This is a genomic window from Paenibacillus sp. 11B, from assembly GCF_030487755.1.
In the GTDB taxonomy this organism is placed as follows: Bacteria; Bacillota; Bacilli; order Paenibacillales; family Paenibacillaceae; genus Paenibacillus; species Paenibacillus vandeheii.
Genome location: NZ_JAUKNS010000009.1, coordinates 1 through 23,866, shown reverse-complemented (window position 1 = coordinate 23,866; position 23,866 = coordinate 1). Strand labels below are relative to the sequence as shown.

22 protein-coding genes, 1 pseudogene and 1 riboswitch are annotated in these 23,866 nt (G+C 49.1%); of the genes and pseudogenes, 16 read left to right on the top strand and 7 right to left on the bottom strand.

Translation table 11 applies throughout. The features are described from left to right. From Q0V21_RS29090 to Q0V21_RS29080, 3 genes are all read left to right on the top strand, one after another. Nucleotides 1-816: a hypothetical protein gene (locus Q0V21_RS29090; protein WP_079348804.1), complete on the top strand. Its 816-nt coding sequence runs from the start codon at nt 1-3 to the stop codon at nt 814-816. A 321-nt stretch (nt 817-1,137) separates the two neighbouring features. Beyond that, nucleotides 1,138-2,109 carry a M15 family metallopeptidase gene (locus tag Q0V21_RS29085; RefSeq protein ID WP_079348805.1) on the top strand — a complete coding sequence of 324 codons (972 nt, stop codon included), beginning with the start codon at nt 1,138-1,140 and terminating at the stop codon, nt 2,107-2,109. A gap of 215 nt (nt 2,110-2,324) precedes the next feature. Continuing rightward, complete coding sequence (locus tag Q0V21_RS29080) at nt 2,325-2,741, top strand: RidA family protein (protein ID WP_024632153.1); 417 nt, start codon at nt 2,325-2,327, stop codon at nt 2,739-2,741. Between the two features lie 206 nt (nt 2,742-2,947). Here Q0V21_RS29080 and Q0V21_RS29075 read toward each other — a convergent pair whose 3' ends face one another. Further along, the gene (locus tag Q0V21_RS29075) at nt 2,948-4,021 is read right to left on the bottom strand and encodes a copper amine oxidase N-terminal domain-containing protein (RefSeq protein ID WP_079348806.1); all 1,074 of its coding nucleotides are present in this window, start codon (nt 4,019-4,021) and stop codon (nt 2,948-2,950) included. Between the two features lie 296 nt (nt 4,022-4,317). Between Q0V21_RS29075 and Q0V21_RS29070 the strand changes: the two genes are divergently transcribed. Both Q0V21_RS29070 and Q0V21_RS29065 read left to right on the top strand, forming a co-directional pair. After that, nucleotides 4,318-4,794, top strand: a complete 477-nt coding sequence (locus Q0V21_RS29070) for a GNAT family N-acetyltransferase (protein ID WP_079348915.1) — start codon at nt 4,318-4,320, stop codon at nt 4,792-4,794. Between the two features lie 37 nt (nt 4,795-4,831). Next, complete coding sequence (locus Q0V21_RS29065) at nt 4,832-5,902, top strand: Gfo/Idh/MocA family protein (protein WP_079348807.1); 1,071 nt, start codon at nt 4,832-4,834, stop codon at nt 5,900-5,902. A 115-nt stretch (nt 5,903-6,017) separates the two neighbouring features. On the opposite strand, the gene Q0V21_RS29060 is transcribed toward Q0V21_RS29065, so the two are convergent. From Q0V21_RS29060 to Q0V21_RS29050, 3 genes are all read right to left on the bottom strand, one after another. Continuing rightward, entirely contained in the window at nt 6,018-7,058 is a 1,041-nt protein-coding gene (locus tag Q0V21_RS29060) for a zinc-binding alcohol dehydrogenase family protein (protein ID WP_218671909.1), read from the bottom strand. 207 nt (nt 7,059-7,265) lie between these two features. Next, nucleotides 7,266-7,634, bottom strand: a complete 369-nt coding sequence (locus Q0V21_RS29055; protein WP_079348808.1) for a hypothetical protein — start codon at nt 7,632-7,634, stop codon at nt 7,266-7,268. 85 nt (nt 7,635-7,719) lie between these two features. Then, complete coding sequence (locus Q0V21_RS29050) at nt 7,720-10,296, bottom strand: UvrD-helicase domain-containing protein (RefSeq protein WP_079348809.1); 2,577 nt, start codon at nt 10,294-10,296, stop codon at nt 7,720-7,722. Nucleotides 10,297-10,726: 430 nt separating this feature from the next. Here Q0V21_RS29050 and Q0V21_RS29045 point away from each other — a divergent pair, with 430 nt between their 5' ends. Beyond that, nucleotides 10,727-11,518 (top strand): zinc ribbon domain-containing protein, encoded by a 792-nt coding sequence (locus Q0V21_RS29045; RefSeq protein WP_079348810.1) that lies wholly within the window; start codon nt 10,727-10,729, stop codon nt 11,516-11,518. Nucleotides 11,519-11,587: 69 nt separating this feature from the next. Beyond that, nucleotides 11,588-12,394: a TrmB family transcriptional regulator gene (locus Q0V21_RS29040; protein WP_079348811.1), complete on the top strand. Its 807-nt coding sequence runs from the start codon at nt 11,588-11,590 to the stop codon at nt 12,392-12,394. 230 nt (nt 12,395-12,624) lie between these two features. Here the strand turns inward: Q0V21_RS29040 and Q0V21_RS29035 are convergent, their stop codons facing one another. Continuing rightward, nucleotides 12,625-13,323 carry an NUDIX hydrolase gene (locus Q0V21_RS29035; protein WP_079348812.1) on the bottom strand — a complete coding sequence of 233 codons (699 nt, stop codon included), beginning with the start codon at nt 13,321-13,323 and terminating at the stop codon, nt 12,625-12,627. Nucleotides 13,324-13,402: 79 nt separating this feature from the next. On the opposite strand from Q0V21_RS29035, the gene Q0V21_RS29030 reads away from it, so the two are divergent. Continuing rightward, nucleotides 13,403-13,705, top strand: coding sequence for a hypothetical protein (locus tag Q0V21_RS29030; RefSeq protein WP_079348813.1), 303 nt, complete (start codon nt 13,403-13,405; stop codon nt 13,703-13,705). Nucleotides 13,706-13,995: 290 nt separating this feature from the next. On the opposite strand, the gene mscL is transcribed toward Q0V21_RS29030, so the two are convergent. Then, nucleotides 13,996-14,490, bottom strand: coding sequence for a large conductance mechanosensitive channel protein MscL (gene mscL / locus Q0V21_RS29025; RefSeq protein WP_301881836.1), 495 nt, complete (start codon nt 14,488-14,490; stop codon nt 13,996-13,998). A 268-nt stretch (nt 14,491-14,758) separates the two neighbouring features. Continuing rightward, nucleotides 14,759-14,858, top strand: a riboswitch (purine riboswitch). A 312-nt stretch (nt 14,859-15,170) separates the two neighbouring features. Between mscL and Q0V21_RS29020 the strand changes: the two genes are divergently transcribed. Then, nucleotides 15,171-15,758 (top strand): xanthine phosphoribosyltransferase, encoded by a 588-nt coding sequence (locus Q0V21_RS29020; protein WP_024632141.1) that lies wholly within the window; start codon nt 15,171-15,173, stop codon nt 15,756-15,758. Nucleotide 15,759: 1 nt separating this feature from the next. Next, nucleotides 15,760-17,121 carry a nucleobase:cation symporter-2 family protein gene (locus Q0V21_RS29015; RefSeq protein ID WP_301881832.1) on the top strand — a complete coding sequence of 454 codons (1,362 nt, stop codon included), beginning with the start codon at nt 15,760-15,762 and terminating at the stop codon, nt 17,119-17,121. Between the two features lie 296 nt (nt 17,122-17,417). On the opposite strand, the gene Q0V21_RS29010 is transcribed toward Q0V21_RS29015, so the two are convergent. Continuing rightward, nucleotides 17,418-17,756: a DUF4870 domain-containing protein gene (locus Q0V21_RS29010; RefSeq protein WP_079348816.1), complete on the bottom strand. Its 339-nt coding sequence runs from the start codon at nt 17,754-17,756 to the stop codon at nt 17,418-17,420. 282 nt (nt 17,757-18,038) lie between these two features. On the opposite strand from Q0V21_RS29010, the gene Q0V21_RS29005 reads away from it, so the two are divergent. The 6 genes and pseudogenes from Q0V21_RS29005 to Q0V21_RS28980 all read left to right on the top strand — a co-directional run. Beyond that, nucleotides 18,039-19,619, top strand: a complete 1,581-nt coding sequence (locus Q0V21_RS29005; RefSeq protein ID WP_079348817.1) for a hypothetical protein — start codon at nt 18,039-18,041, stop codon at nt 19,617-19,619. A 22-nt stretch (nt 19,620-19,641) separates the two neighbouring features. Continuing rightward, nucleotides 19,642-20,769: a pentapeptide repeat-containing protein gene (locus tag Q0V21_RS29000; protein ID WP_079348818.1), complete on the top strand. Its 1,128-nt coding sequence runs from the start codon at nt 19,642-19,644 to the stop codon at nt 20,767-20,769. Next, entirely contained in the window at nt 20,766-21,263 is a 498-nt protein-coding gene (locus Q0V21_RS28995) for an imm11 family protein (RefSeq protein WP_079348819.1), read from the top strand. The genes Q0V21_RS29000 and Q0V21_RS28995 overlap by 4 nt, the downstream gene beginning before the upstream one ends. Further along, nucleotides 21,260-21,919 (top strand): hypothetical protein, encoded by a 660-nt coding sequence (locus tag Q0V21_RS28990; RefSeq protein WP_079348820.1) that lies wholly within the window; start codon nt 21,260-21,262, stop codon nt 21,917-21,919. The genes Q0V21_RS28995 and Q0V21_RS28990 overlap by 4 nt, the downstream gene beginning before the upstream one ends. Before the next feature lie 12 nt (nt 21,920-21,931). Next, complete coding sequence (locus tag Q0V21_RS28985) at nt 21,932-22,309, top strand: DUF4280 domain-containing protein (RefSeq protein ID WP_079348821.1); 378 nt, start codon at nt 21,932-21,934, stop codon at nt 22,307-22,309. A 30-nt stretch (nt 22,310-22,339) separates the two neighbouring features. Next, nucleotides 22,340-23,866 (top strand): annotated as a pseudogene (locus Q0V21_RS28980) (late control protein); the annotation flags it as partial.

The window sequence follows — 23,866 nt, the reverse complement described above, 5'->3', positions numbered from 1 at the left end:
GTGAGCGAAAAATGGAATGTAGAGCTGCATATGTCCCCCGGTGGATGGACAGCAGAAGTCAGTGCCGCTGTTGATGCAGGCAAAGAGGCTTCAGCAGCGGCAAGCAAGGCCGAATCAGCCAAAGGCTTGTTCACGGTAACAGGCACGCTGCCGCAGCTCAGTGAAGCTGAACGCGAGGCTGTGCTGGCACAGCTGCGCAAGCGACCACTGTCGCTGTACGCGCTGCTGCGCGGCGGCCCAGCCCCGGCAGAGCTCGCCGGGCTGCTGCCCACTGCGCCAGCGGCTGAGGCCGTGCCTGGCACAGCCGCTGGCGCAACGCTCGGCGCTGGCGGTGCAGCGGCGTGCAGCTGCGGCCGCCCGGGCTGCGCGCATGCCGCGGCCGCTGAGCGCGCCGTTGCCGCGCGCTTCGCGGCCGAGCCGCTGCTGCAGCTGGCGCACGCCGGCCTGCCGCGCGAAGCACTGCTCGCCGGCGTGCTGGGATCATGGGCGGAGGAACTTGCCCATGATCCCAGCGGCCCCGGCCGCGCAGCCGAAACGGCCGGCCGGCCGCAAGCGCGGGGCGGCGAAGGCGGCGCAGCCGTCGGCGAGTGGATCGCCGAGGCAGCCGCGGACGGCGCCATGCACCAGCCGGGGCCTGGCTTCGGCGCCGTGAAGGTGCGGCTGGCGCAGCCGGGCAAGCCCCCGGCGACGCCGGAGCTGGCGGCGCTGCTGCCAGGCGTGCCTGCCGCCGCAGGGCTGGCATTGATCCGCGAGCGCGTAGCTGCGCGGATGTGGGAGGCTGTCCAAAAGAAGAAGGACAGCCCGGCAATCAAATGATGCACCACTCGGAGCGGGGGGAGATCTCAGATCATCCCCCGCTTGTTTGTGATGTGCATCAGCACAAGTCTTTTATCTGAAATGGTTATACCCATTTCCAATTAACATCTTTTGTCTAGAGAACCTTGGGATACGGCTCTAAAAGTCCAAAAAACGACCGTACAAGCTGTACACCCGGCATATCTTTAGGGTGACCTCCTCTCAAGGGGGGCTTTACTGGTGGAGCTTCGCTGCAATTTAAGGTATACTGTCGCAGGGGAAGACAAGCCCACATGCACGAATGCAGCAATCATTATTACAATATGCGATAGGAGTTTTTACATGAAATTACGTACAGGACGACAGCGCCACGTTGCGGTCATGCTGTCCTCACTTATGATATGCGGAGCTTTGCTGTCCGCTTGCCAGGACGGTTCGGGCTCAGAGGAGAACCAGGGTCTGAACGCGGCAGGCAGCGCACAGCAAGAGACGGATGGTACCACGGTTCATTTGACCGAGGATACTGGCAAAGATGGCAACAACACAGGTGGGGATGACAGCTCATCTTCGGACAATAGCAGTGAAGGCACGGACAGTGGTTCCGGCAATGCTTCAACCGGAGAAGAGGGTTCTTCTGACGCAGGCAACGGAGCTACAACAGAAGATCCACTCATGGAGAAGCGCAGCATTAGTGCACTGCAAACGACGATTGATACACAAGCTGTGGTTACCAACGCACAGGCGATGACCGTCATCGTTAACAAGCAGCGCAGCTTGCCTGAAGGCTACGAGCCAAGTGATCTGGTGGAGCCTAACGTACCGTTCTCCTTCGACGGACCGCATGAGAAGCGTCATTTGCGCAAGGAAGCTGCCGAGGCGCTGGAGAAGCTGTTTGCAGGTGCCAAAGCGGACGGTATTGAGCTTCGTGCGGTGTCTGGATACCGTTCGTATGAGCGTCAAGTATCGATCTACAACAATAATGTCAAAACCAAAGGTCAGGAATACACGGATCGTGTAAGCTCTGTCCCAGGCCACAGCGAACATCAGACCGGGCTTGCGATTGACGTTTCCAGTCCAAGTGTGGGCAATGCGCTGGAAGAAGTGTTTGGTACATCGAAAGAAGGCCAGTGGTTGGCCGAGCATGCAGCAGAATACGGGTATATCATCCGCTATCCGAAGGGTGAGGATGATATAACAGGCTATGTGTATGAGCCATGGCATATCCGCTATGTCGGCACCGATCTGGCGCCAGATATCGTGAAAAGCGGATTGACACTTGAAGAATATTTTGACGAGGCCAATATCAAACTGTAGGCAGATTGCTTCATATTTTGCATACAACTTACCAGTATCAAGAGTCCCTGTAAGAACGCCATTTACCGAGGTGAATGCGTTGTCTTACAGGGATTTTTTGATGTGCACAGAATTAATCGGGAAAGAAACGGATTCTGCTTGTCTGGAAGGGCAGTGGGCTGATATACTTCAAAGATTAATCAAGGAAAATGACAATTAAAGCGAGGGAAAGCAGAATGAGCAGACAACAGGTTTTTACGGGTTCCCCATGGGAGCCGCTTGTGGGATATTGCCGTGCCATCCGTGTTGGCAACCGAATTGAGGTGGCTGGTACAACGGCCATGCAGGACGGTGTGGTTGTTGGAGCGGGCGATCCATATGCACAGACAAGATTTGTTTTGCAGACTATTGAGAATGCACTGAAAGAATTGGGAGCAGACATGTCTCATGTCGTGAGAACCCGGATGTTTGTAACTGATATTTCCCGGTGGGAAGAAGTGGGCAAGGCTCATGGTGAATTTTTTGGTCAGATCCAGCCTGTCGCCACGATGGTGGAGGTTAGTGCGCTCATTGATCCTTTGCTGATGGTGGAAATTGAGGCGGAAGCGATTATTGATGCAGAAGCTGAAACGGATGGCGAAATAACGAAATAGTGCTATCACAATTACATACATTTCGTGAAAAATTTTTAGCACAGAAATTTATACATTGATTATGTAAAATCCAGGATAGAGAAATAACCTTACCCACACCTCCATGGAAAAGGAAGTGGGGTAAGGTTATTTCTGCATGATGAACATAATGTCACTATGCTCGTGGAAGGCAGCGAACTAAGCAGTTAGTCGTTCTTCCATGCTGCTTATTTTGCTTCAGGTTGCTCGGCTGGTGTTTCGATGACTACTTTCCAAGCTGTTCCGATTGGCGGCAGGCTGCGAGTCAGGACCGGGCTATAGAATCCAATGACTTTGGCCCCTTTGGTCAGTTTCTCTGCTTTGATGGTTTCCCCTTCATGGTTCACCAGTTGTGTATCCTTGCCAATGTTAAGAATAACGTGATCAGGTGCTGTCTCAGTCAGGCGTGTGCCAGAGATTTCAATTTGGGTCATGTTGTCTGCAGCCGTTTTTACATTTTCAATCGTGCCTGCTGTACCCAGAACCTCTTTCAATTGTGTTTCGGAATCCGAAGCAACGGTATCCAGCAAAGTGACCTTGTAGGTAGGTGTTTGCGGCGGTAAACTGAGGGTTGCAATCTCTGAATGCTCCGCTTCCACGTTCATACCAATGGTCAGATCAGTGAGTTTGATATCTTTGCCATCCGCGGATTTGAAAGTAGTATCCTCACCGACATTAAGTACGATACCGTCTGTACCTGCACCGCCGATATGGATGGATTGATATTTGCCTTCGCTATTGATTCCTGTAATGACACCACGCTCAGTAACGGTTTTCACGTCCTCTTCAAGAGAGATGTTTACCTGGTTTCCTGTTGTTTTCACTTGACCATGCAGTACTTCTTCTGCAAAAGAAGCGGGTACGAACAGTTTGCCATCCGTGATTTCGGGTGCTGTTCCCAGTTTAAGCAGCATTTTATTGACCGAATACTGGTCTTTGCCTGTAGTAACAAGTGTCCAGAGCGTTCCTTTGGTCAATTCGGCAGATTTGTTTTCCTTGTTCCATTTCAGTTCAATGCCAAGTGCCTCCGTGAGATCGCGCAGCGCAATCATGGGTACTTGACCATCTTTGTTCCAATAACCGTCAGCCATTGGCGCACCGTTCACAGATACTTTAACGGCTTCAGTTGCTTTGCTGTCAGCGGATACGGAGGTTGAATTAACGGGTTGTGTACTGTCCAGAGTAGCTGCATATGCAGCTCCACCGCTCAGGGCCAAGGACAGGACCATCAGGGCGCTTACTTTTTTCATGTTGTTGTTCATTGTTGATTTTCATCCCTTCTAATCTTGGTTATATCGCGGTAAACTCCTAATTGGGGCCGCGCTTCATTCTTATAGACGGGACAACTTGATCAAGGGTTGCACTTGTTATGTAAGTTATGGAAGAAGTGTGTCAGTTCTAATTTGCAATATCAGTCATCTTGCAGGTTACAGGCATCAAGATAGGGTTAAGTTTCAAGAGAGTGCTATAACCTGTGATTCATATTACGGATCGTCTTGATGTTGGTTTGAATTCAAGTGTGGTTGCTAACATTCAATACAAGGAGGAACAAGGTCAGATGAGTGATATGTTGGTGGCGCTTTACCATTTGCCAGAGCAAGAGAGTGGACTCAAAAAGTTGGAGGATTCCTCCATTGTCATCCGAAGAGCCATTGCACCAGAGAAGCAGCTTGTGCTGGATTGGGTAAGATCCCATTTTAGTCAGCCCTGGGTGGATGAATGTGATGTGGCTTTTGCACGTCAACCTGTGACTTGTTATATTGCACTTGAGCATGAGAAAATGATCGGCTTCGCTTGTTATGAGGCGACGTGTCGCAATTTCTTTGGTCCAACAGGTGTCAGTCAGGAGGCACGGGGCAAAGGTGTAGGTACAGCATTGCTGCTGGCCTGTATGCACGCCATGAAGGCAGATGGTTACGCTTACGCGATCATAGGATCGGCAGGACCCGTAGATTTCTATGCTCAGACACTGGGGGCCGTGAAGATCGAAAATTCAACACCAGGGATTTACAAAGGCATGCTCCGGGCAGACTAGACCATAACCATGTTCTGGAAAGGTAAGGAGGAAGAAGATGAGTACGAGTAAAATGCTGCATATCGGTATGATTGGCACAGGTTCTATCTCGGATCTTCATATGAGGTGTTACGCCAAGAACGAGAATGCCGTCATTTACGCCATCTGTGACCTGAACGAACAGCGTGCAGTCGCAGCCGCAGAGAAGTATAGTGCACAATCCGTGTACACCGATTATCGGGAGATGCTGAAGGATCCGCATGTGGATGCCGTTAGTATCTGTACGTGGAACAATACCCATGCCGAATTTGCCATCGCAGCTCTGGAGGCAGGCAAACATGTGCTGCTGGAAAAACCGGTAGCAACCAACGTGGAAGATGCGCTGCGGATTGAAGAGGCTGTGAAAAAAAGCGGATGTACCTTTGTTGTGGGATTTGTACGTCGTTATGATAACAACATGCAGATGGTGCGCAGTTTCATCGATGCCGGTGAGTTTGGTGAACTGTATTATGCCAAAGCCTCTATCCTGCGACGCTTGGGAAATCCCGGAGGCTGGTTTGCGGACAAAAACCGTTCCGGCGGTGGCCCGCTCATTGATCTTGGCGTACATATTATCGACCAATGCTGGTATCTGATGGGCAAACCGAAGCCTGTTTCGGTGAGTGGCAATACGTATCGAAAACTGGGCAATCGTGCCCATATCGAGCATCTTTCATTTTACAAAGCCGCAGATTACAGTTCTGCTGTCAACAATGTGGAGGATATGGCGAATGCGCTAATTCGCTTCGAGAACGGGGCTTCTTTGGCGGTAGATGTGAGCTTTACCCTGCATGCACGTGGGGAAGAATCTTCAGTGAGATTGTACGGCGAGCGTGGTGGGTTCGAACTGGAGCCCGAGACACTCATCGTCACCGAGAAACACAATACGATCCTGAATATCCAGCCCCAGACAGATTATAAGGGTCTCGATATTCACGCTGCCTTCCAGAACCAGATTGATCACTTTGTGGATTGTTGTCTGAATGGTACTGAGCCAATCAGTCCCATTGCGGATGGTGTGGCTTCAACCAGGATGCTATGCGGAATCTACGAGTCAGCCGAAAAAGGTCAGGAGATTCGTCTGGACTGATATAGGAGATTGAATCTAAAGTAGTATTAAAAGGGTGTTGTTTCTCCGTCTTAACTTTGGAGAGACAACACCCTTTGGTTGATTTTTGACCGTGATCAGACTAGACGGATATACGTTACTTTTCAAACCCTTCTAACACGATTTTGCCAATCGCAGTACCCGATTTGCTCTTTCGGTAGGCATCCAGCAGGTTAGCCGCATTAATTGGTTCGATCCGCTCTGCCATCGTTGTATGAATTTTTCCGGCATCCACCAGATCTGCGATTTCATTAAGAAGAAGATGTTGTTCAATCATATCATCTGTCTGGAACATCGGACGGGTGAACATCATTTCCCAAACGAGTGTTACGCTTTTTGAAAATAACTTTTGAAGTTCGGCTGGTTTTTCAAATGGCAGAATGGAACAAATCTTTCCTTGTGGCAAAATAACTTCTGCCATCTCGGCCATGTGCTCATCTATATGATTAAGCACGAAAATATATTGTACCCCGGCTAGTCCGAGATTTTTAAGTTGGGGTGCGAATGGCTGATGATGATTGATCACGTGGTCTGCTCCGTTTGATTTTGTCCATGAGATCGAGTCGGGACGAGAGGCAGTTGCTATGACTCTAAGGCCAGCCAACTTGGCTAATTGAGTAGCGATCGATCCGACACCTCCCGCTGCCCCGATAATAAGCATACTGTTACCTTCGTTATCCGATGCATTCCTGGAGATGCCCAAGCGCTCATAAAAAGCTTCTCCTGCTGTAAGGCTTGTCAGAGGTAAAGCTGCCGCTTGAGCGAAATCCAGACTTTTCGGCTTTCTGCCCACAATTCGTTCATCCACTAAATGAAACTCACTGTGTCCGCCTGGGCGCGTATTGCTCCCCGCATAATATACTTCGTCACCAACGTTGAACAAATGGCAATCGGAGCCGATGTCCACGACCACGCCCGCTACGTCACGACCAGGTATGGTCAGGGATAAATCGTCCGAATGTTTGGAACTATGCGACCTCCAATCCGTCGGATTGACAGACACTGCTTTCACTTCAATAAGTAAATCCTGTCCTGTAGGTTTTGGTTTCTCCACTTCCACCTCCTGAAATGGCGGTATGTTGGCCTCTAACCCAGGCTCGTAATATCCGAACGCTTTCATCATGATTGAATTTCCCATGTCGATAGTTATCCTCCTTGCAGAAATAAGTTAATGTATATATAAATATATGCCATAATATCAAAAAATAAATAGTAGTATCATTTTTGGTTTATAGTATCAATATTGATACTATTAGGACTGAATCTGTAAAAAAATAAAGACTTCCATCACTCCTGAAGCAGACAATGGGTCTGTCATCGGAGAGGAAGTCTTTGTGAAAAGAGTTCATTTATTAAGCGGTGAATTCTCATATCCCGGATCATCATAATCCGTATCTTGCAGCCGGGGAAGTACATTCATGCTCTCAATCGCCTGTCGGCTATCCGGAGTACCATGGTCATACAAAAAGGTATACAGCAGCGTCATGCCATCCGAGAATTGCTTCGTAGCGTCGTCATGATCAGCCGATTTGTAGGGTACCGGAGCTCGCTGCAGTGTATAGGCATCTTCATCCTCGAGTACTTTCATCAAGTCTTTCAGCCGATTTAACTGTTCATCGTCGACCATGACTTCAAACGGTGTTGATTCGTTCTTGGTCTGTTCAATGAGATTATGGGTTACCGATACATAGTAATGCTTTTTGCTGTCCTGCATATTCCAACCTCCATTCTAAAATGGAAAAAAGACGCTTCTACTGTTAATAAACAGCAGCAAGCGTCCTGAAACGAATGGCAATCTTTTACCTTCCGAACCGCCCAGTCACAGGAACCTTACGGGTACTGGTTTCCATCTTGCCTGAGCACAGCGGGCAAGGAGGGGGCCCAGACGCTGCCTTTTTGGATGCTTTGGACGAAGGTACATCCGGTTTTTGGCGCAGCCAAGCTTTGCAGGTGGAAGAACTGCACTTCCAAATCGCTACAGTCTCTGTACGTTCAGCATCTTCTGAGGTGCGCGATACCGAACTGGACGAAGAAGAAGTTGCCTGACTCACACCCGTGGTGCTAAATGCCTTGTGGTTCCCAATGATACCGCTTCCTCGTCGTTCACTGAGTCGATCATCGTCACGTTCATTATGAACATCGAAGTCACGACGTTCATTGTTACTGATTGTCCGTCTGTGTACCACGTTCCTACCTTCAGAACGGGTACCAGAGTGGGAGTTCTGACTATTGCCATTTCCCTTGCCGTATGACGCGTGATGACCAGTTCGGCCTTCATCGTTGTTTTTGCGTTTGTCCGGTACCTCCATGCCGAAGGCCTCCAGCAGAAAGCGGGAAACGTCCGCTGGTTTTCCGTGATGGCTCGCTGGCGACGTCACATACAGGTACTGCTTCGCCCGAGTGATTGCGACATAGGCGAGCCGTCGCTCCTCTTCCAGAGCCATGTCCAATTCTGCCTCCGTCTGCTGCACCGTAAGGGCAGCCTTCTGGTCTTCCGGAATATCCTGCCGCAATGCCGTGCTGTGAGGCACGATTCCTTCGCTGGCCCCGATCCAGTACACGCATGGGAATTCAAGTCCCTTGGCACGATGGATCGTCATCAGTTGTACCGCATCACTGTCCTGAGCACGGCGCAGTGACTCCATCTCACGGTGTCTGCGAGAGAGCTCATCAGCGAATTGAATGAACTCTTCCACGGTTTCGAATTTTTTGGCGGCGGCTTCGAACTCGTCCAGAGTCTCCAGCATCGTTTCCTTGTAATGGGTGAAGATGCTTGGATCACCGCTCTCCATATATTTGTCGTAAAACTGGCGGCGCATTTCCTGGATTGCAATCACCGGTTTCAGTTTCGTCAGCGATTTGATCAGCTTGATACGTTCCTTGACCTGTTCCTGCTGAAAAGACTTCAGCTTGTCCCATTTGGCCAGATGGATGAGCGGATATTTCTTCGCCTGCTGCTCTTCACTGCGCAGAATCCACTCCAGGCCAGCATCGCGGGACACATAGAGAGGTCCCAGCGCACTTGGCAGAGCATCTACAGCACGGGGGTTCAGCGACAAGCGCATATGATCCATTAACGGTCGAATCAGGGACTGGTCGTAGAAGACCGGGGACGCTCCATGCTGTACAAACGGCACATCCTTCAATACAAGCTGCTCAAATATAGCCCGGCTGCTGCTGGCTGTCCGATGCAGAATCGCGATATCCCGATATGTATGCAGACCTTCCTCGACTTGCTGACACAACTGGTTAACAACCCAAGCGGCTTCTTCCTCGGCATTGGAGGGGGTGGCGAACCGTGGCGCATCTCCGCGATGCCCGGCTGCGCGCAGCCGCTTGTCGCGTCTTCGTTTGTTCCGGGCGACCAATTCGCTGCCCAGTCCCAGAATACGCGCATCGCTGCGGTAGTTGATATCCAGCGTCACGATGCGTGCACCGGGGTATACTTTATCGAATTCCAAAATGGATTCCTGCCGTGCCCCATTAAACGTATAGATCGTCTGGTCGTCGTCTCCCACAACCATCAGATTGCGATGGGCGGCAGCCAGTTTTTGTACAATTTCATATTGCAGACTGTTCGTATCCTGGAACTCATCGACCATAATGTACTGAAAACGCTGCTGAAGCGGCCCCAAGACAGCAGGATCACGAAGAAGTGCGGCAGCTCGCAGCAAAATATCATCAAAATCCATTTTGTTGCGATCCTGCTTCCAGGCTTCATAACCAAGGAGAACACGTTTGGCGTCTCGTTCCTCCTGTGATTTTTCGGGGAGATCGCTTGTCTCAGATCCTTGCATTTTCCAGGCGGACAGCATGGCCAGCAGGCTCTCCGGCTGAAAGGCCTCACTCATGCCATTCTGGCGCAGGAGCATTTTAAGTACGGTATGCTGCGCGCGCGACTCGCCAAAAATTTCTTCCTGCACGCCGTAATGACGAAGCAGCGTCAGCGCGAACGAGTGGAATGTACGGGCCTGCACCGCTCTTGCAGCGGCTGGACGAATGCCAGGCAGCGAAGCGATGCGGTCTTTCATTTCGGTGGCAGCTTTGTTCGTGAACGTCACCAGCAGGATGCTTCCCGCGTGAACACCACTAACCTCCATCAGGTAGCCGGCTCGTGCAGCCAGTACAGTTGTTTTGCCGCAGCCAGCTCCTGCGAGAGTTAACAGGGGGCCTTTGCCGTGGCGAACCGCTGAGATTTGGGGCCCGTTTAGACGGATCCCTACCTCTTCCAGAGAGCGGAAATATGGGGCATCCCGTTCATCACTGCCCACGAGTTGTCTACTGGTCTCCAATGGAGCCGAAGGGGACTGGGGCAGGGATGCCGCCGGGGTAACCCCGAGCGGACGGGGGTAAAACGTTGAGTTCGGACTTAACATCATTCATCCACCTCTATATGCATTCAGGGATAGGACTATCCCGGCTTAAAAGTAATTCATTTGCCCTTTTCACAATCGCATTGTAAATTGGTATGATAGGGTTAACCGCCCAAGTAGGCGGATCAACAGGGCCAAAGCTTCATTATACCCGAACGTATGGTCCTGACGAAAGCCCCCGAATTCATCCAGCATCGGCAGAAAACGGGCATTCGCGCACGATTTCGCAACTTTTTGGCATGATATCGTATAAGTTATATGCTGAGCTTTTGCATAAGATCAGGAGAGTGACTTCCAATCAGCATACATATGGATCGGAATGCTCGTATCCCTCGATAGGTTGTACCGCTTGTGATTATATCGAGTTATGCAAAATGCTATACTATGGAAAATTAAAATGATATGGGTTTTGACGGGATGAGGAGGAGATGTAATGAAACTGCTTCAACGAATTAAAAACGGAGCAAACAAAGCAACAGAGCGTGCCCAGCACGCCGTTGAAATCGGCAAAATAAATAATCAGATTGTGGGCTTGCAGCAGGAACAGGAAGTCCATTTTACAGATATGGGTCGTATCTTCTATGAAGGCTATCGCGCACAGGACATGACGCGTGCCGAAAAAGAGATGGTGGATCTGTCGGGGCTGTGCGACGAATTGCAGGATGAGATCGATGGCTTGCGCAACAAGATTGCACAACTCAAAAATGAGCGCTTATGCGAGTGTGGGCATGTCGCTTCACTGGATGCCAACTTCTGTCCGAAATGCGGACGCAAGTTGGGCGAATTCAAACCCGCAGCAGCGTCTGTAGGAGCGACGAGCCCTGCGAGACAGGAAGCGGCCGTGGCTCATAGCCCGGAGCGACCGAATTATGATGCGCCAACTGAAGAGGAACTGGAGGAAGCTGAGCCATATCACACGGTGATTCCGTCCATTGCGGATCTGGAGACCGAATCCGAGTATAACAGCACAGAGTTTACCCAAGAGGAAAAGGAAGCGTTCGATGCAGAGTGGGAACGCCGTCGGGATGAAGAAATGCAGCGGGAGCGTGAGCGTCAGCAGGAGCTGGATGAGCGCATTCGGTACTGGAAAGAAAATAATCCGATCGTGAACACGGTGGACGTACAGACCGAAGTGCCACGCGAGATGGTGAATTGTCAGATTTGTGCGGCAGAGCTGCCCAAAGGTTCGAAATGGTGCCCACGCTGCGGAGCAGAACAGATCTGATGCAGTAGAAAGCGCTGCGGAATCATTGTGAGGCAGCGCTGGTTGCTTACAGCATGGGGGGACGGGAATATGGACCAACTGCTGCATCATTTGCGTCATCTGGGGTTTACCGAGATGGAATCTAAAATTATGGTGGAACTCGCTCGCCAAGGCTCGGCCTCGGGATATGAGGTCGCGAAAAGGTTGGGTGTGTCCCGTTCCAATGTATATGCCACCCTGCAACGGCTGGAACAGCGGGGGTTCCTGCGTTGCAGCGCAGGAGAGCCTGCAAAATACAGTGTCTTGAAGCCGGAGGAGATGACCAGCATGATCTCCGGTCAGATGCGTGCTTCCCTTGAATATGTGCAGAGCAGTATGCCGCAGCATGAGCCTGAGAAGCCGGTCTTCTACAACATTGAAGGCGACAAAAACGTATTTGAAAATCTGAGCCGTGAACTGGCAGAGGCCAAACATGAGATTGTGGTGGACGTGTGGCGTGAGGAAGCGGAGTTGTTGCGTGCCGACTTGCAGCGTGCCGAAGACCGCGGCGTGCGACTGTTATGGTCGTGCGATGGTGGAGAGGGCATTATGGATCAGCCCGCTCCTTGGCCTGGTTTGCCTTCATACGGGACAGGTAATGGCCGGAAATTCTCTTTAGTGGTGGATCGGCGTTGGTGCATGGTAGGGATGCGCGGGGAATCCTGCGTCACTCAGGCGATGGTGACAGAGCATCCGGTCATGACCGGGCTGCTGCTGAATCATTTTGCTCAAGAATTGGTGTTGTATGAGCTGGAGCAGGATATGGGAGAGGAACTGGAGTCTCGTTACGGGCATCGATACCAAAACCTCTCAGCGCGTTATTGGTCAGTGCCATCGGAGGGGATTAAGCCGGATTAAGGGTCTGGAGCTTCCGTGATTACGGCTTCAATCTAAAAAGAGCGGGCATCTTATGAACGCTTAAATACATGCTTAAAGGAAGCAGGCGCTGCCAAGAGGCAGTCGCCTGTTTATGCTACTTAACGGAAGCAGTGATGTTCATCACAGCAAATGTTCCCTGTTGAGCTAATGTAGTAGGGTATGAAGTCATGCTATTTTTGAGAAAATGAAGCTAGGAACGTAACGTAATCTTATAGAGGATTGGATCTGTCTTTGGGTATATTATATAACGCTTCAAGTACATCGATATAATATTCTGTACCGTGTGGCACGAACTCGGCTGCTTGAATCTCGCGAATGTGACGTGCTTGAACGGGAAGAGGAACAGAGTTACCATTTGCCTGATCCACCTGATTCGACGCCGACTGTACGGCTTGTACTCCCACTGCCTGAATCACATGGGTTTCACCACGGAATAAGGCAATCAGTTCATCCAAAGACACTTCATACAGGCTGTCGACTTCGCTTGCCTGCAAGGTGTAGGCTTCGAGAGGCTGGTTTAAGCATAGTCCATAGACGGAACTGAATTCCCGATCGACAAAAGGAACACCGCGAACCTGCCCTTCAAGTTGCTGTCTTGCAGTCAACAGATAGGTCAGCGTTTCAAAAGGCGCCTGCACGCCCAGTTCTTCCTCAAGCTCACGACTGGCTTCATGCAGCTGTTCGCCGGCAGTGAGATGCCCTGCTGCTGTTATGTCGTAACTTCCGGGGAAGGTATCCTTGATATCCCGTCGTCGTTGAAAAAGTACCAACCGCCGCGAACCTTCGTCGCGCACGATCCAGCAGTGAAATGAACGGTGCCAGAATCCTTTGGCATGCACTACGCTGCGAAGCTCTGTACCTATCCAGTTTTGCTGATCGTCGTAAATATCGAAACGTTCTGGGGTCATGATACGTATCTCCTTATATAGCAAGTTTTAAAGTTCAAAATTTCACAAAGTATGTTTTAAACGAAAGGGGAACCATCTTATGGAATGCATTGTACACTTTCAAGTCATTTATCCGCAACCTCAGGAACGCAAAAATCTTAGAGGTCTTATATTTGTTGGACAGGGACAAGAACCGGCAACCAATCAGTTAACGACCATGTTTAAGGATATGGGATTTCATGTACGTTTGGAAGATGAAGCACAGCTGTTGTTCAAACCTACGGATGCTTCGGCAAACTTTGAATATATTCGAGTGACAGAGCTTGATACCGGGGAAGAGGTTTATAAGGAAGATAAGGACTTGAAGTCGATTTTGGAGCATTTGCTGCCGCGTCGATTCTAGTTCGTAATCAAGTTGTGAATGTGAATGTAAGTGTGGTAAACAAGGCTGCTTGCGCCTGGCTCGTAAAATAAAATAAAGGAAAGGCCCCACCTTTACGGTGAGACCTTTCATGTGGGAGCTGTTTTGACTCCACCCGCCATCGTGCGGGTTTTCCAAACACACGGATGAAGGAAGAATAACGGACAGAGCAAGCAGGATTTACTTTACATAAATCCGATCATGATAACAATGGTCTTCAATTAAGTCCGGCTCAGAAATTGGATTCTGAGACGCTCGAAGCGTGGAAACGATTAAGCCATTGCACCAGTTCCTTCTGCTTCCAGTTCCGAGGTGCAATGTGAACAGCGAGTAGCGGCAGCCGGAATTTCGGAAAGACAGTATTTGCAAGCCTTGGTCGTTTTTTGTGGCTCGGGCTTTTTGTGTTCTTTGCTTTTGATGTAATTGATACCTTTCACCAGCATGAAAATACAGAAAGCGACGATGAGGAAATCAATCATCACGTTGATGAACTGTCCGTAGGCAATCACCGTAGCGCCAGCCTCATTGGCTTGAGCGAGTGTGGTGATGTCTTGTCCATTGGCTGTTTTGATGCCTGGGTCCAGATTGATGATTTTTTGACTGAAATCAATGCCTCCAAGCAGTTTACCCACCGGTGGCATAATGATGTCATTCACGAGGGATGTAACAATTTTGCCAAAAGCAGCTCCGATAATGACACCGACCGCCAGATCGATGACGTTGCCACGTACGGCAAATTCTTTAAATTCCTTCAGTACGCCTTTCATGTCTGCAAATCTCCTTTATCAAATAATTCATAATACAGGCGGCGTATCCATCGATTCTCCGTTCGGACACGCGCTTCCGTTCTCATATTGTACATAAAAAACACGCAGCAATCATCCCTTTTATGCAAATTAAGACAAGTTTCCGCAACTTCCATGAAAATACTTCTTTATTTCACGCCGCCGATTCGGTATACTTCTAACATTATCAATTCTGTTCACACTTTTACATTCAGGTTCGCGATCATACATTGTAACGAATCATGGAGCTTAAAAATTAAATATGCCGACTCGTATATGTGCAGGAATAGGCCTGCATGTTTCTACCCGATCACCGGAATGATCGGACTACGGGAAAGATCTGCAACGTTTGTAAGGTATGTAAAGAAAGGATTCTCGGGCAGTTTGTCTGAAAAAGAATGTTCAGGCAGCTTCAATTTAATATTTCTATTTCGATAGGGAGTTTTGATTGAGCTTTGCTCTGAGTCATCCTGTAATCAAGATTTTGCATTCCACTACACTCGCAGTATCCATGCGGCTTGTCCACATACGTACAAGTCCGTCTTTTCCCGTCTCCGGTCCTTCCGCAGCGTGTAAAAAGGCGGGCTTTTTGTTTTTTTACAGAGCGGATCGATGGTCATGCAGGCTTCTGTACGGGAGGGCGCACAGGGGGAAGAATTACGATGCAATTGTTAAAAGACAAGGTAATACAGGAAGGCATTGTTCTGTCCGAACAGGTACTCAAAGTGGATTCGTTTCTGAACCACCAGATGGATCCGGTTCTGATGAAGGAAGTGGGCAAGGAGTTCATCCGCCGTTTTGAAGGGGAGAACATTACACGTGTACTGACCATTGAATCATCAGGGATCGCACCAGGCATCATGACCGCACTGGAACTCAACGTGCCGCTTATTTTTGCACGGAAGCAGAAATCACTTACGCTTACCGAAGACATTCTTGTCGAGAAGGTGTACTCCTTTACGAAGCAGGAGACAAATGAAATTACAGTTGCGAAGAAGTTCATGCAGCCCGGTGACCGCGTACTAATCATCGATGACTTTCTGGCGAATGGCGAAGCGGCATTTGGTCTGGCCCGCATTGTGGAGCAGGTAGGTGCTGAAGTGGTGGGAATTGGCATCGTTATTGAAAAGGCGTTCCAACCGGGAGGTCGCTTGCTGAAAGAAGCAGGATATCGTGTGGAATCGCTGGTTCGCATCGGGGCGTTGTCAGACGGACAGGTTACGTTTGCAGACGAGGAGGTCACGATCTAATATGGCGCGCGAACGTATTTTTCAGCGGCATCGGCATCCGATCAAAACCTTCTCTTTGGGTCTCCAACATGTGCTGGCGATGTATGCAGGAGCTGTTGTTGTACCGATTATTGTCAGCAAGGCCCTTGGTTTTACAACGGAGCAGTTAACCTATCTGATTGCGATTGACCTGCTCGCCTGTGGTGTGGCAACACTATTGCAGGTATGGGGCAACCGTTTCTTCGGAGTGGGGCTGCCCGTCATGCTTGGCTGTGCATTCCAGGCCGTATCACCGATGATTTTAATTGGGATGAAAAGCGGTGTGTCTGCCATTTATGGTGCGATCATCGCGTCAGGGATATTCGTTGTATTGTTCTCGGGCATTTTTGGGAAATTGATTCGGCTCTTTCCGCCAGTCGTCACCGGATCGGTCGTAACCATTATTGGTCTGACCCTGATTCCGGTAGCGTTCAACGATCTCGGCGGCGGCCAGGGCGCAGAAGATTTTGGCAGTGGAGTTCATCTTCTGCTCGGCTTCGGCGTATTGTTGTTCATCATTCTGATGACAAGGTTTACTACAGGATTCGTTCGTTCCATCTCAGTGCTGATTGGTCTTCTTGTGGGTACCGTGGCAGCAGGGCTTATGGGTGAAGTTAACTTTGCGCCAATTCGCGAAGCGAGCTGGTTCCACGTTGTGCAGCCGTTCTACTTTGGTAAACCAACGTTTGAGGTTGTACCAATTCTGACCATGATTCTGGTGGCGATTGTCAGCGTGGCTGAATCCACTGGTGTATTTATGGCTCTCGGCAAAATTTTGGATAAAGACCTGTCTTCCAAAGATCTGGCCCGTGGATATCGTGCAGAAGGCTTGGCGATAGTACTGGGTGGTATTTTTAACTCGTTTCCATACACGACCTATTCTCAAAATGTAGGGCTTGTGCAGATGACCCGGGTCAAAACGCGTGATGTGATCGTTGTAGCAGGCGGACTGCTTGTGGTCATCGGCTTTGTACCGAAGATTGCGGCACTCGCACAGCTTGTTCCAGGTTCTGTTCTTGGCGGGGCCATGGTTGCATTGTTCGGTATGGTAGTATCGTCTGGTATTCGTATTCTGGGCAGTCAGGTCGATCTGAACCGCCATGAGAATCTGTTCATCATCGCCTGCTCTGTAGGTATGGGGCTGGGGGTAACGGTTGTGCCTCAATTGTTCGCAGGTGCACCGGACTGGGCACAGATTATGCTCGGTAACGGAATCATTGCAGGTAGCTTTACAGCTATTTTCATGAATTTGCTGTTCAATGGTCTGGGTACTCAAGCAACGGCTGCCAAAATGGCTGAACGTCAAGCGGATGTGATCCTTGGAGATAATGGCAAGTCTGCGTAACATATAATGTTATGAAATCGGGGTTGTTATTGCCTTCAACATGTATGTTATGTTAACTTTAAATTCCTCATGGATTGAATAATAAATGTTGTGAATAAGTATGTTAAACGGCTTGAACTATTCAGGGGATGAATCATCTATCCTGTGAATCGTTATTGAAGGCAAAATAAACCAAACACCGGAGACCTTGCTCGTTAGAGAGCAGGAGATCCGGTGTTTTTTTTGCCGAAAACAAGATGGATTATTATGTAGACTCACGGGATGAATTACTTTGAGATGAAGCCGATAGATACTTCTTACAGATGCCGCATCTGTTTCTCAGCAAAATCTCCGACCCACGGTAGCTTCAGCCATTTGCCTTGCAGACTGGTGACTACCATGAGAAGCCAGACCACTACGCCAAGCAGGGACAACAGCGATGCCAGCAGTGGACCAAACAGTGGGAGAAATGCACAGAGCACATGACCGACCATGATGATGCCAAATACCGTGACGGATTGGAGCGCATGAAACAGAACGAATCGGCTTCGTTTTTCTACAGCCAGAAAGACGATTCCACCTACAAAAGTGAACAGATAACAGAGCATGCCGGCAATATTTTCATCCAGACCGCTTGATGATTTCATGGGGGACATTCGGTCCAGCCTCCTTTGTCCTTTTTAACTAGGTTATGAGGGAGTGGGACAGAACTGAACCGGTTTGATCAAGGAATGTTCCAGATGGACAAAGAAAATGTAATACTCAATATAGGTAAACACCACGTGAGACTATAGATTCATTTGAAAATAGAAGTGCGTATATACACATCCAATTTGAGACTTTCTACATATTCAAAATATTCCATAAAATTCCGAATTATATAAATACAATTATAAAGGGGCACCATTAATTAATTTGAGATACAAGGAGGCTTATTCATGAATATATCCGCAACAACATACGGTCAGGTTCGGGTAACACCTTACGAAATCGTTCGCCTTCAAACCCTTGAAGTGAATAAAACGATGAACGGACATGCACGAATGAGAATGACGGCAGTGATACCGGAAGCCCGAAAAGACAGCTATGTCCAGGCAACAACATCCCAAACCGATATTAAAGTGAAAATTGCCGATGACGATGGACATGAGAAGGTGTTCTTCTCCGGTGTGGTGCTGCATGTGAAAGTGAACGTCATTAACGATGTACATACACTAATGGTTGACGCTGTATCCCATACCTACTTGCTGGATGTAAAGTTACACAAGCGTTCCTTCCAAAACCCTAATCTGTCCTACAAGAATTTGGTGCGCAAGATTATTTCTCCCTATGAAGGTTCAGATGTCATTGATTTTGCTACAGACGGCCGTAAAATCGGAGACTTTGTGATGCAGTATGAGGAAACAGATTGGCAATTTATCAAAAGGATGGCTTCCCATTTCTACACTGGAGTTGTACCGGATACAGCTTCAGGCAAACCCAAGTTTTATTTTGGCTTACCCGAAGGCCAGTATAAGGGAGAATTGCAAGCATCCCATTACACAGCAACCAAACGAATTGCCGACTTTCGTTCTGCCAAGGAAAATAAAGTACCGGGTGCCAAAGATCCGGATTATATCGTATACGAAGCGGACAGCAGGCAATGGTTCGAAGTGGGGAATGAGGTGGAATTCAAATCCAAAAAGTGGATTGTAGGCGAGGCGAAGACCCGATTCATCGATAGTTTGCTAAATCATACCTATTCCTTATTTCCTGCGGAGGGGCTTCGTTATAAGAAGAGCTACAATACTTCCATTATTGGCGCTTCCATACAAGCCTCGGTTCTTCAAGTCAAGGGGGACAAAGTTCGTGCGAAGCTGGATATGGATGAGCAGCAGGATGAAAGCACGGCCTATTTCTTCCCCTATTCGACGATCTATGCTTCTGAGAATAATACGGGCTGGTATTGCATGCCTGAAGTGAATGACAGCATCCGTATTTATTTTCCAAGCAAAAAAGAGGAAGATGGCATCGCCATAAGCTCTGTAAAAAGGCAAGATCCTGAGAGCGTGCCGGCTGTACCGAAGCAGGTTTCAACCGCATCACCAGCAGCTGGAAAGGGTAGCGCTTCGGGACAGTCTGGCGGAAGTCCAAGTGGGAGCAATCGTAATAGTTCAGGCGCGGGTGGAAGCGTAGGTAGAACTAGCTCGGTCAACAGGGTAGCTCCGCCCCCGGTGCCCGAAGATCGAATGGGCAATCCGGACATCAAGACATTCCGAACCAAGTATGGGAAAGAGATCATGCTGGCTCCAGACAAAATCGTGATCTCGGCGGGTGGAATGTATATCACGGTCAGTGACGAGAATGGCATCGAGATTGTAAGCGATCAGAATGTGAGCATTACAGCGGGTCAGGATGTCGTCATGTCCGGACAAACCATTCGGATCGCAGGCGAGAAGGTTGAGTTAACCGGAAAGGGCAATACCATCACTTTGGAAGAAGAGCTGAAGATGCACGGAGCAGAGATCAAGATGAATTAGCAGGGGGTAGAAAGGAAGAGATATGAACAAAGCGGAAGCGATCGTACATTTGCAGCAGGAAATATTGGAACCCGTACTTCAGGATCATCTCTCAAGCCTCCGGGTGTACATTATGGAACATCAAAACTCGTTAATTCAATCTTTCGTAGAGTCTATGCGGCAACTCTGTTTAAAAGCAGAGTTGGCCCAACAGGAACTCGGGAAAGAACCAATCTCAATTCTTCATTGTTCCATGTTGAGAACATCTATATTGGATGGGAGTTACACCTGCTTATTGGAGGCGTACTCCGATCAATGGTATTGGGATGAGGTAGAGTGTCTCCATACATATGATGCGACGTGGGCATTCCAGTCGTTAACTCCGTTAAAAGAGCTTCTTCATATCGAAATGAGACGCTATGGAGGTGTACTTAATGCTTCTGACGCGGAACGGATGATGTTGCAGTCTGCGGGTCGTTTCAATGCCTATGTCACTGCGATTGCACGTTTGGCTGTTCCTCATATGTTGAACTTGAAAGAGATGGAACGCCTGCACCGTGGGGATCAGTTTCAGATCAGGGTAGGTGAATACAAGGACTGGAGTGAGCCTGTGTATGTCAGGGACTATCGGTATAGGGATATTCAGAACATTCGCAAGAAATTGACTTTAGCAGAAGGGCTGGAATGTGCCTATGCAGACTATACGTCACTATCCTTGACAGAGGGACTATTTGATCACGTTGATATCAGGTATTCCGATTTCAGTCTTGCCGATCTGAGCAAGAGCGACTTAAGAGGTGCTGTATTGATTGGGACCAGATGGGAACAAAGCGACCTGAGTGGAGCTGACCTCAGAGGGGCGCTACTTATGGATACTGTGTTCCGGGAATGCAGTCTGCTTGGAGCCAACCTGTGTGATGTCAGTGACGGAGCGAGTATGGAATTCCAGGAAGGGGGTCTTGGTCTTCAGGGAATCTGTTTTGCTGGAGCCAATCTGGAAGGCGCCAATCTTAAGGGAGCGCAATTATTCCATGCTGATTTCCAGGGGGCTAGGCTGAGTCAGGCACAGATATGGCTTCATGACCGTGAACAGTATAGGCATGTTTTGAGTGAAGAGCAGATTGAATCGATACGCTGGGTTGTCTCCCATGAGAAAGAGGAGGAGTTATGATCCCACGATTTTATGAACTGACCGAGGATCATCGGATATTGAATCCGTTTAGGCCTCCTGCACTACAAACCAGTTTTGATGAGTTGTCCATTTCATCCGTCATGATGATTGAACGCAAACCGAATGAAGAGCCAACGGATTGGATAAGTAGGCCTTCATATTTTGTTAGTGATCGCATGAAGCGGCTAATGGAAATGGTCGATGAAGCAATGTTGTTCAAATCCGTCACCTTCATCGATCAGGGGAGCGGGGAGCAGTTGAGCTACTGGGCGAGTCATATCCCTGCTGTGCTGGCTTTGTCTGACCATAGCCTGTTTTATCCGAATGGTTCAATACAGCAGCCTGTATTGCAGGGTGGGGCGGTTAAAGATCAACGCATATTTACATTGGAGGGTGTAAGAGGGAGTGGTGTAATCGTACGTTTTGATGTAGCAGAGAGCATGCTTCGCAGAGGGTTAAGTGGCTTTGTTTTACGAAAGGTGGATCTGGAATGAACCGATATGGTGATGAGATGCTGCTGAAAATGGATCGGGATTTGCGTTTGGCAAAGCGTATTCAGGAAGCTGAAGCGGCAAGTGGGGAGCTGATGACGCAGGAAGAGGTTACATACGGAGTACGCCAGGGTCTGATCGAGACCGAAGCAGAAATCATCACGTTGAACAATCACCAAATCTGGGAGGGGATAATAACCCTTCCTTTACCGGATCATCTGGTCCAGGTTCCCCGAGGCAAACTACAGGAGGGCAGAAACAGACATGGACGAGATGAGGTCATGTGGATTGATGAGCAAAAGGGTATCAGCTTAAGCCTATCTAGATCATCTCATCCATTGCACGTAAGCCAGATTGAGGGAATGGGCAGTATCATCACAGATCAGATGCGAACGCTCAAAAAGGATGCGCAATGGTTACATGAGGAGACGGTACAAGGAGATAGCCTGATTGTCTTCTATGGAGAATCCATTCAGCCCTCAACCTCGGGATTGGCTTACGATATTGTGATCGTTACATCGGTAAAAGGAAGAGCGGTCACAGGAAATGTCCGTTTTCCGGTTGAGCGGCTTCATCTATGGCGACTTCTAACAAGGGCGATATTCACATGCGCTCAGATGAGTGAAAACGGAAATGAACCAATCGATTTATTGACATAGGAGGGAATTAGAATGCTGCTACCCATGCTGTTCAAAGCTTTGATGTCAGGAGGTTTCGGTGGTGAATTCACCTATGTGGTCAGAGGTGCCGAGATTTCCTGTAGTCAGGGGTCAGATCCGGGTGTACTGAACCTGCCTCTTACCCACGGCATCTATATCAAGGAACAGCCTGTATTGAACATTGCTGACGTGATTCCACTGGCTAACGTTGGACGATGCGGGTTTTGCAAAATGGACGGAGCATTGTGTGAACCAGATACGTTCTTCAACAAATGGAGCCAGGGCAAGGAGGACGTGCTGGTGGAAGGTGAGGCTGCTCTGCTCAGTCGATCTGAACTGATATGCCGAAAAGGCGGGATTATCAAGATTGAGGTCGATGGTCAGTTGTAAGATGCAGACGGATAAGAAAGGGGGAACACTGTGCAGACATTGGAAAAATCAACTCTAACTTATGGGGATATCCATGTCCATTGGCCGTATGGCAAGATACGCCTGGATAAGCTGGAATTGATCCAGCAAGCAGGGGCCCATGCCCGGTTATCCTTCAGTGGATGGGTCGATGAAGAATGGGAAGAGACCATTATCCAGAAAGCTGGAAGTCACGATCGAGTCGGATTCATCCAGATGGATGAATCCGGAAGGGAGTTACCCCTGTTCAAGGGACAACTCCATGAGATCAAAGTCGAAGCCACCAGAGGGATCGTATATGTGATGGCTGTAGTCATCTCACATACCTATGAACTGGATGCCTTACAGAGAACGAAATCCTATCAGAATGATAAGCTGCGTTATTTGGACATTGTTAATCGTGTTATGAAGGGTTATCCTGAAGGAGACTATATTGATTTTGCCTTTGATGAGACAAAGACAGGCGCTTTTATTATGCAGTATCAGGAGACCGACTGGAGCTTTCTGAAACGGCTCGCTTCACATCTGGGAGCAGATCTGGTGCCGGATGTGACTGCACACAAGCCCAGGTTCTGGATTGGATATCCTGAAGGCAGAGGGGCATTTGAACTGAAATCCATCCCTTTCGAGAAAAGTCGTAATATTGAGCGTTTTTTACATACCGAAGCCCAGGGAAAACATACGGTATCCGAGGAGGAGTATACAACGTATACTTTCGATCTGGGGCAGGAGCTTCAATTGGGGGATGAAGTATCCTCTGATGGCCATACCTACAACATAACCTCTCGCCAGGCGATGCTGGAACGGAGCTTGCTACAGTGGAAATATACATGTGCTTTGCCAGCATCGCATCCACTGCCCAGACAGCTTCAAACGATGATCACTGGTGCTGCTATCGAAGGGAAAATCATTGATGTGAAACGTAACCAGGTGAAGGTTCATCTGGATATGGATGAGGGTCAGCAGGCCGGGGAGGCACGCTGGTTTCCGTATGCCGCGGAAGGCAGTCAAGTATGGTACATGATGCCCGAACCCGGCGCGAAGGTGAAACTGTATTTCCCAAGTGCAGAAGAAGACGAAGCCATGGTGATGCAGTCGGTTCGTCAGGAGCCAACGGAAGCGGGACATGTGGAGAAGAGCGGCAAAGTGATGCAAGATCCCGGTGTAAAGTCTTTCGGTAACCCACAGGGGAAATCGTTCACCCTTGGCGACAGCGAACTTGTCATGAACGCCCAAGAGGGCGCCTTGTATATCTCGATGGCTGCGGGTAACGGCGTTACATTGAATAGCACAACCCACGTGCAGATCCAATGCATGGGTGACCTGAACATCAGCGGAGCCAGCGTTAGTCTGGAGGGTACAGAAGGTCTGTACATTCAGACGATGACAGATCATGTGGAGCTTGTGGAAGAGGTCAACGGAAAGAGTGAGAATGTAGTCCTGGAAGCCGAGATCCATCGTTCCTTTGGCATGATTCAGTCTGCGTTCGATCAGAGTCTGGCCAGTATGGGAGAGAGCGCGCTGAAGGAAGCGCGGCTA

What these genes read in the sequence shown, in the direction of transcription:
- Q0V21_RS29085 (WP_079348805.1), top strand. Translation starts at nt 1,138, where the DNA reads ATGAAATTACGTACAGGACGACAGCGCCACGTTGCGGTCATGCTGTCC.
- Q0V21_RS29080 (WP_024632153.1), top strand. Translation starts at nt 2,325, where the DNA reads ATGAGCAGACAACAGGTTTTTACGGGTTCCCCATGGGAGCCGCTTGTG.
- Q0V21_RS29075 (WP_079348806.1), bottom strand. Translation starts at nt 4,021, where the DNA reads ATGAACAACAACATGAAAAAAGTAAGCGCCCTGATGGTCCTGTCCTTG.
- Q0V21_RS29070 (WP_079348915.1), top strand. Translation starts at nt 4,318, where the DNA reads ATGAGTGATATGTTGGTGGCGCTTTACCATTTGCCAGAGCAAGAGAGT.
- Q0V21_RS29065 (WP_079348807.1), top strand. Translation starts at nt 4,832, where the DNA reads ATGAGTACGAGTAAAATGCTGCATATCGGTATGATTGGCACAGGTTCT.
- Q0V21_RS29060 (WP_218671909.1), bottom strand. Translation starts at nt 7,058, where the DNA reads ATGGGAAATTCAATCATGATGAAAGCGTTCGGATATTACGAGCCTGGG.
- Q0V21_RS29055 (WP_079348808.1), bottom strand. Translation starts at nt 7,634, where the DNA reads ATGCAGGACAGCAAAAAGCATTACTATGTATCGGTAACCCATAATCTC.
- Q0V21_RS29050 (WP_079348809.1), bottom strand. Translation starts at nt 10,296, where the DNA reads ATGTTAAGTCCGAACTCAACGTTTTACCCCCGTCCGCTCGGGGTTACC.
- Q0V21_RS29045 (WP_079348810.1), top strand. Translation starts at nt 10,727, where the DNA reads ATGAAACTGCTTCAACGAATTAAAAACGGAGCAAACAAAGCAACAGAG.
- Q0V21_RS29040 (WP_079348811.1), top strand. Translation starts at nt 11,588, where the DNA reads ATGGACCAACTGCTGCATCATTTGCGTCATCTGGGGTTTACCGAGATG.
- Q0V21_RS29035 (WP_079348812.1), bottom strand. Translation starts at nt 13,323, where the DNA reads ATGACCCCAGAACGTTTCGATATTTACGACGATCAGCAAAACTGGATA.
- Q0V21_RS29030 (WP_079348813.1), top strand. Translation starts at nt 13,403, where the DNA reads ATGGAATGCATTGTACACTTTCAAGTCATTTATCCGCAACCTCAGGAA.
- mscL (WP_301881836.1), bottom strand. Translation starts at nt 14,490, where the DNA reads ATGAAAGGCGTACTGAAGGAATTTAAAGAATTTGCCGTACGTGGCAAC.
- Q0V21_RS29020 (WP_024632141.1), top strand. Translation starts at nt 15,171, where the DNA reads ATGCAATTGTTAAAAGACAAGGTAATACAGGAAGGCATTGTTCTGTCC.
- Q0V21_RS29015 (WP_301881832.1), top strand. Translation starts at nt 15,760, where the DNA reads ATGGCGCGCGAACGTATTTTTCAGCGGCATCGGCATCCGATCAAAACC.
- Q0V21_RS29010 (WP_079348816.1), bottom strand. Translation starts at nt 17,756, where the DNA reads ATGTCCCCCATGAAATCATCAAGCGGTCTGGATGAAAATATTGCCGGC.
- Q0V21_RS29005 (WP_079348817.1), top strand. Translation starts at nt 18,039, where the DNA reads ATGAATATATCCGCAACAACATACGGTCAGGTTCGGGTAACACCTTAC.
- Q0V21_RS29000 (WP_079348818.1), top strand. Translation starts at nt 19,642, where the DNA reads ATGAACAAAGCGGAAGCGATCGTACATTTGCAGCAGGAAATATTGGAA.
- Q0V21_RS28995 (WP_079348819.1), top strand. Translation starts at nt 20,766, where the DNA reads ATGATCCCACGATTTTATGAACTGACCGAGGATCATCGGATATTGAAT.
- Q0V21_RS28990 (WP_079348820.1), top strand. Translation starts at nt 21,260, where the DNA reads ATGAACCGATATGGTGATGAGATGCTGCTGAAAATGGATCGGGATTTG.
- Q0V21_RS28985 (WP_079348821.1), top strand. Translation starts at nt 21,932, where the DNA reads ATGCTGCTACCCATGCTGTTCAAAGCTTTGATGTCAGGAGGTTTCGGT.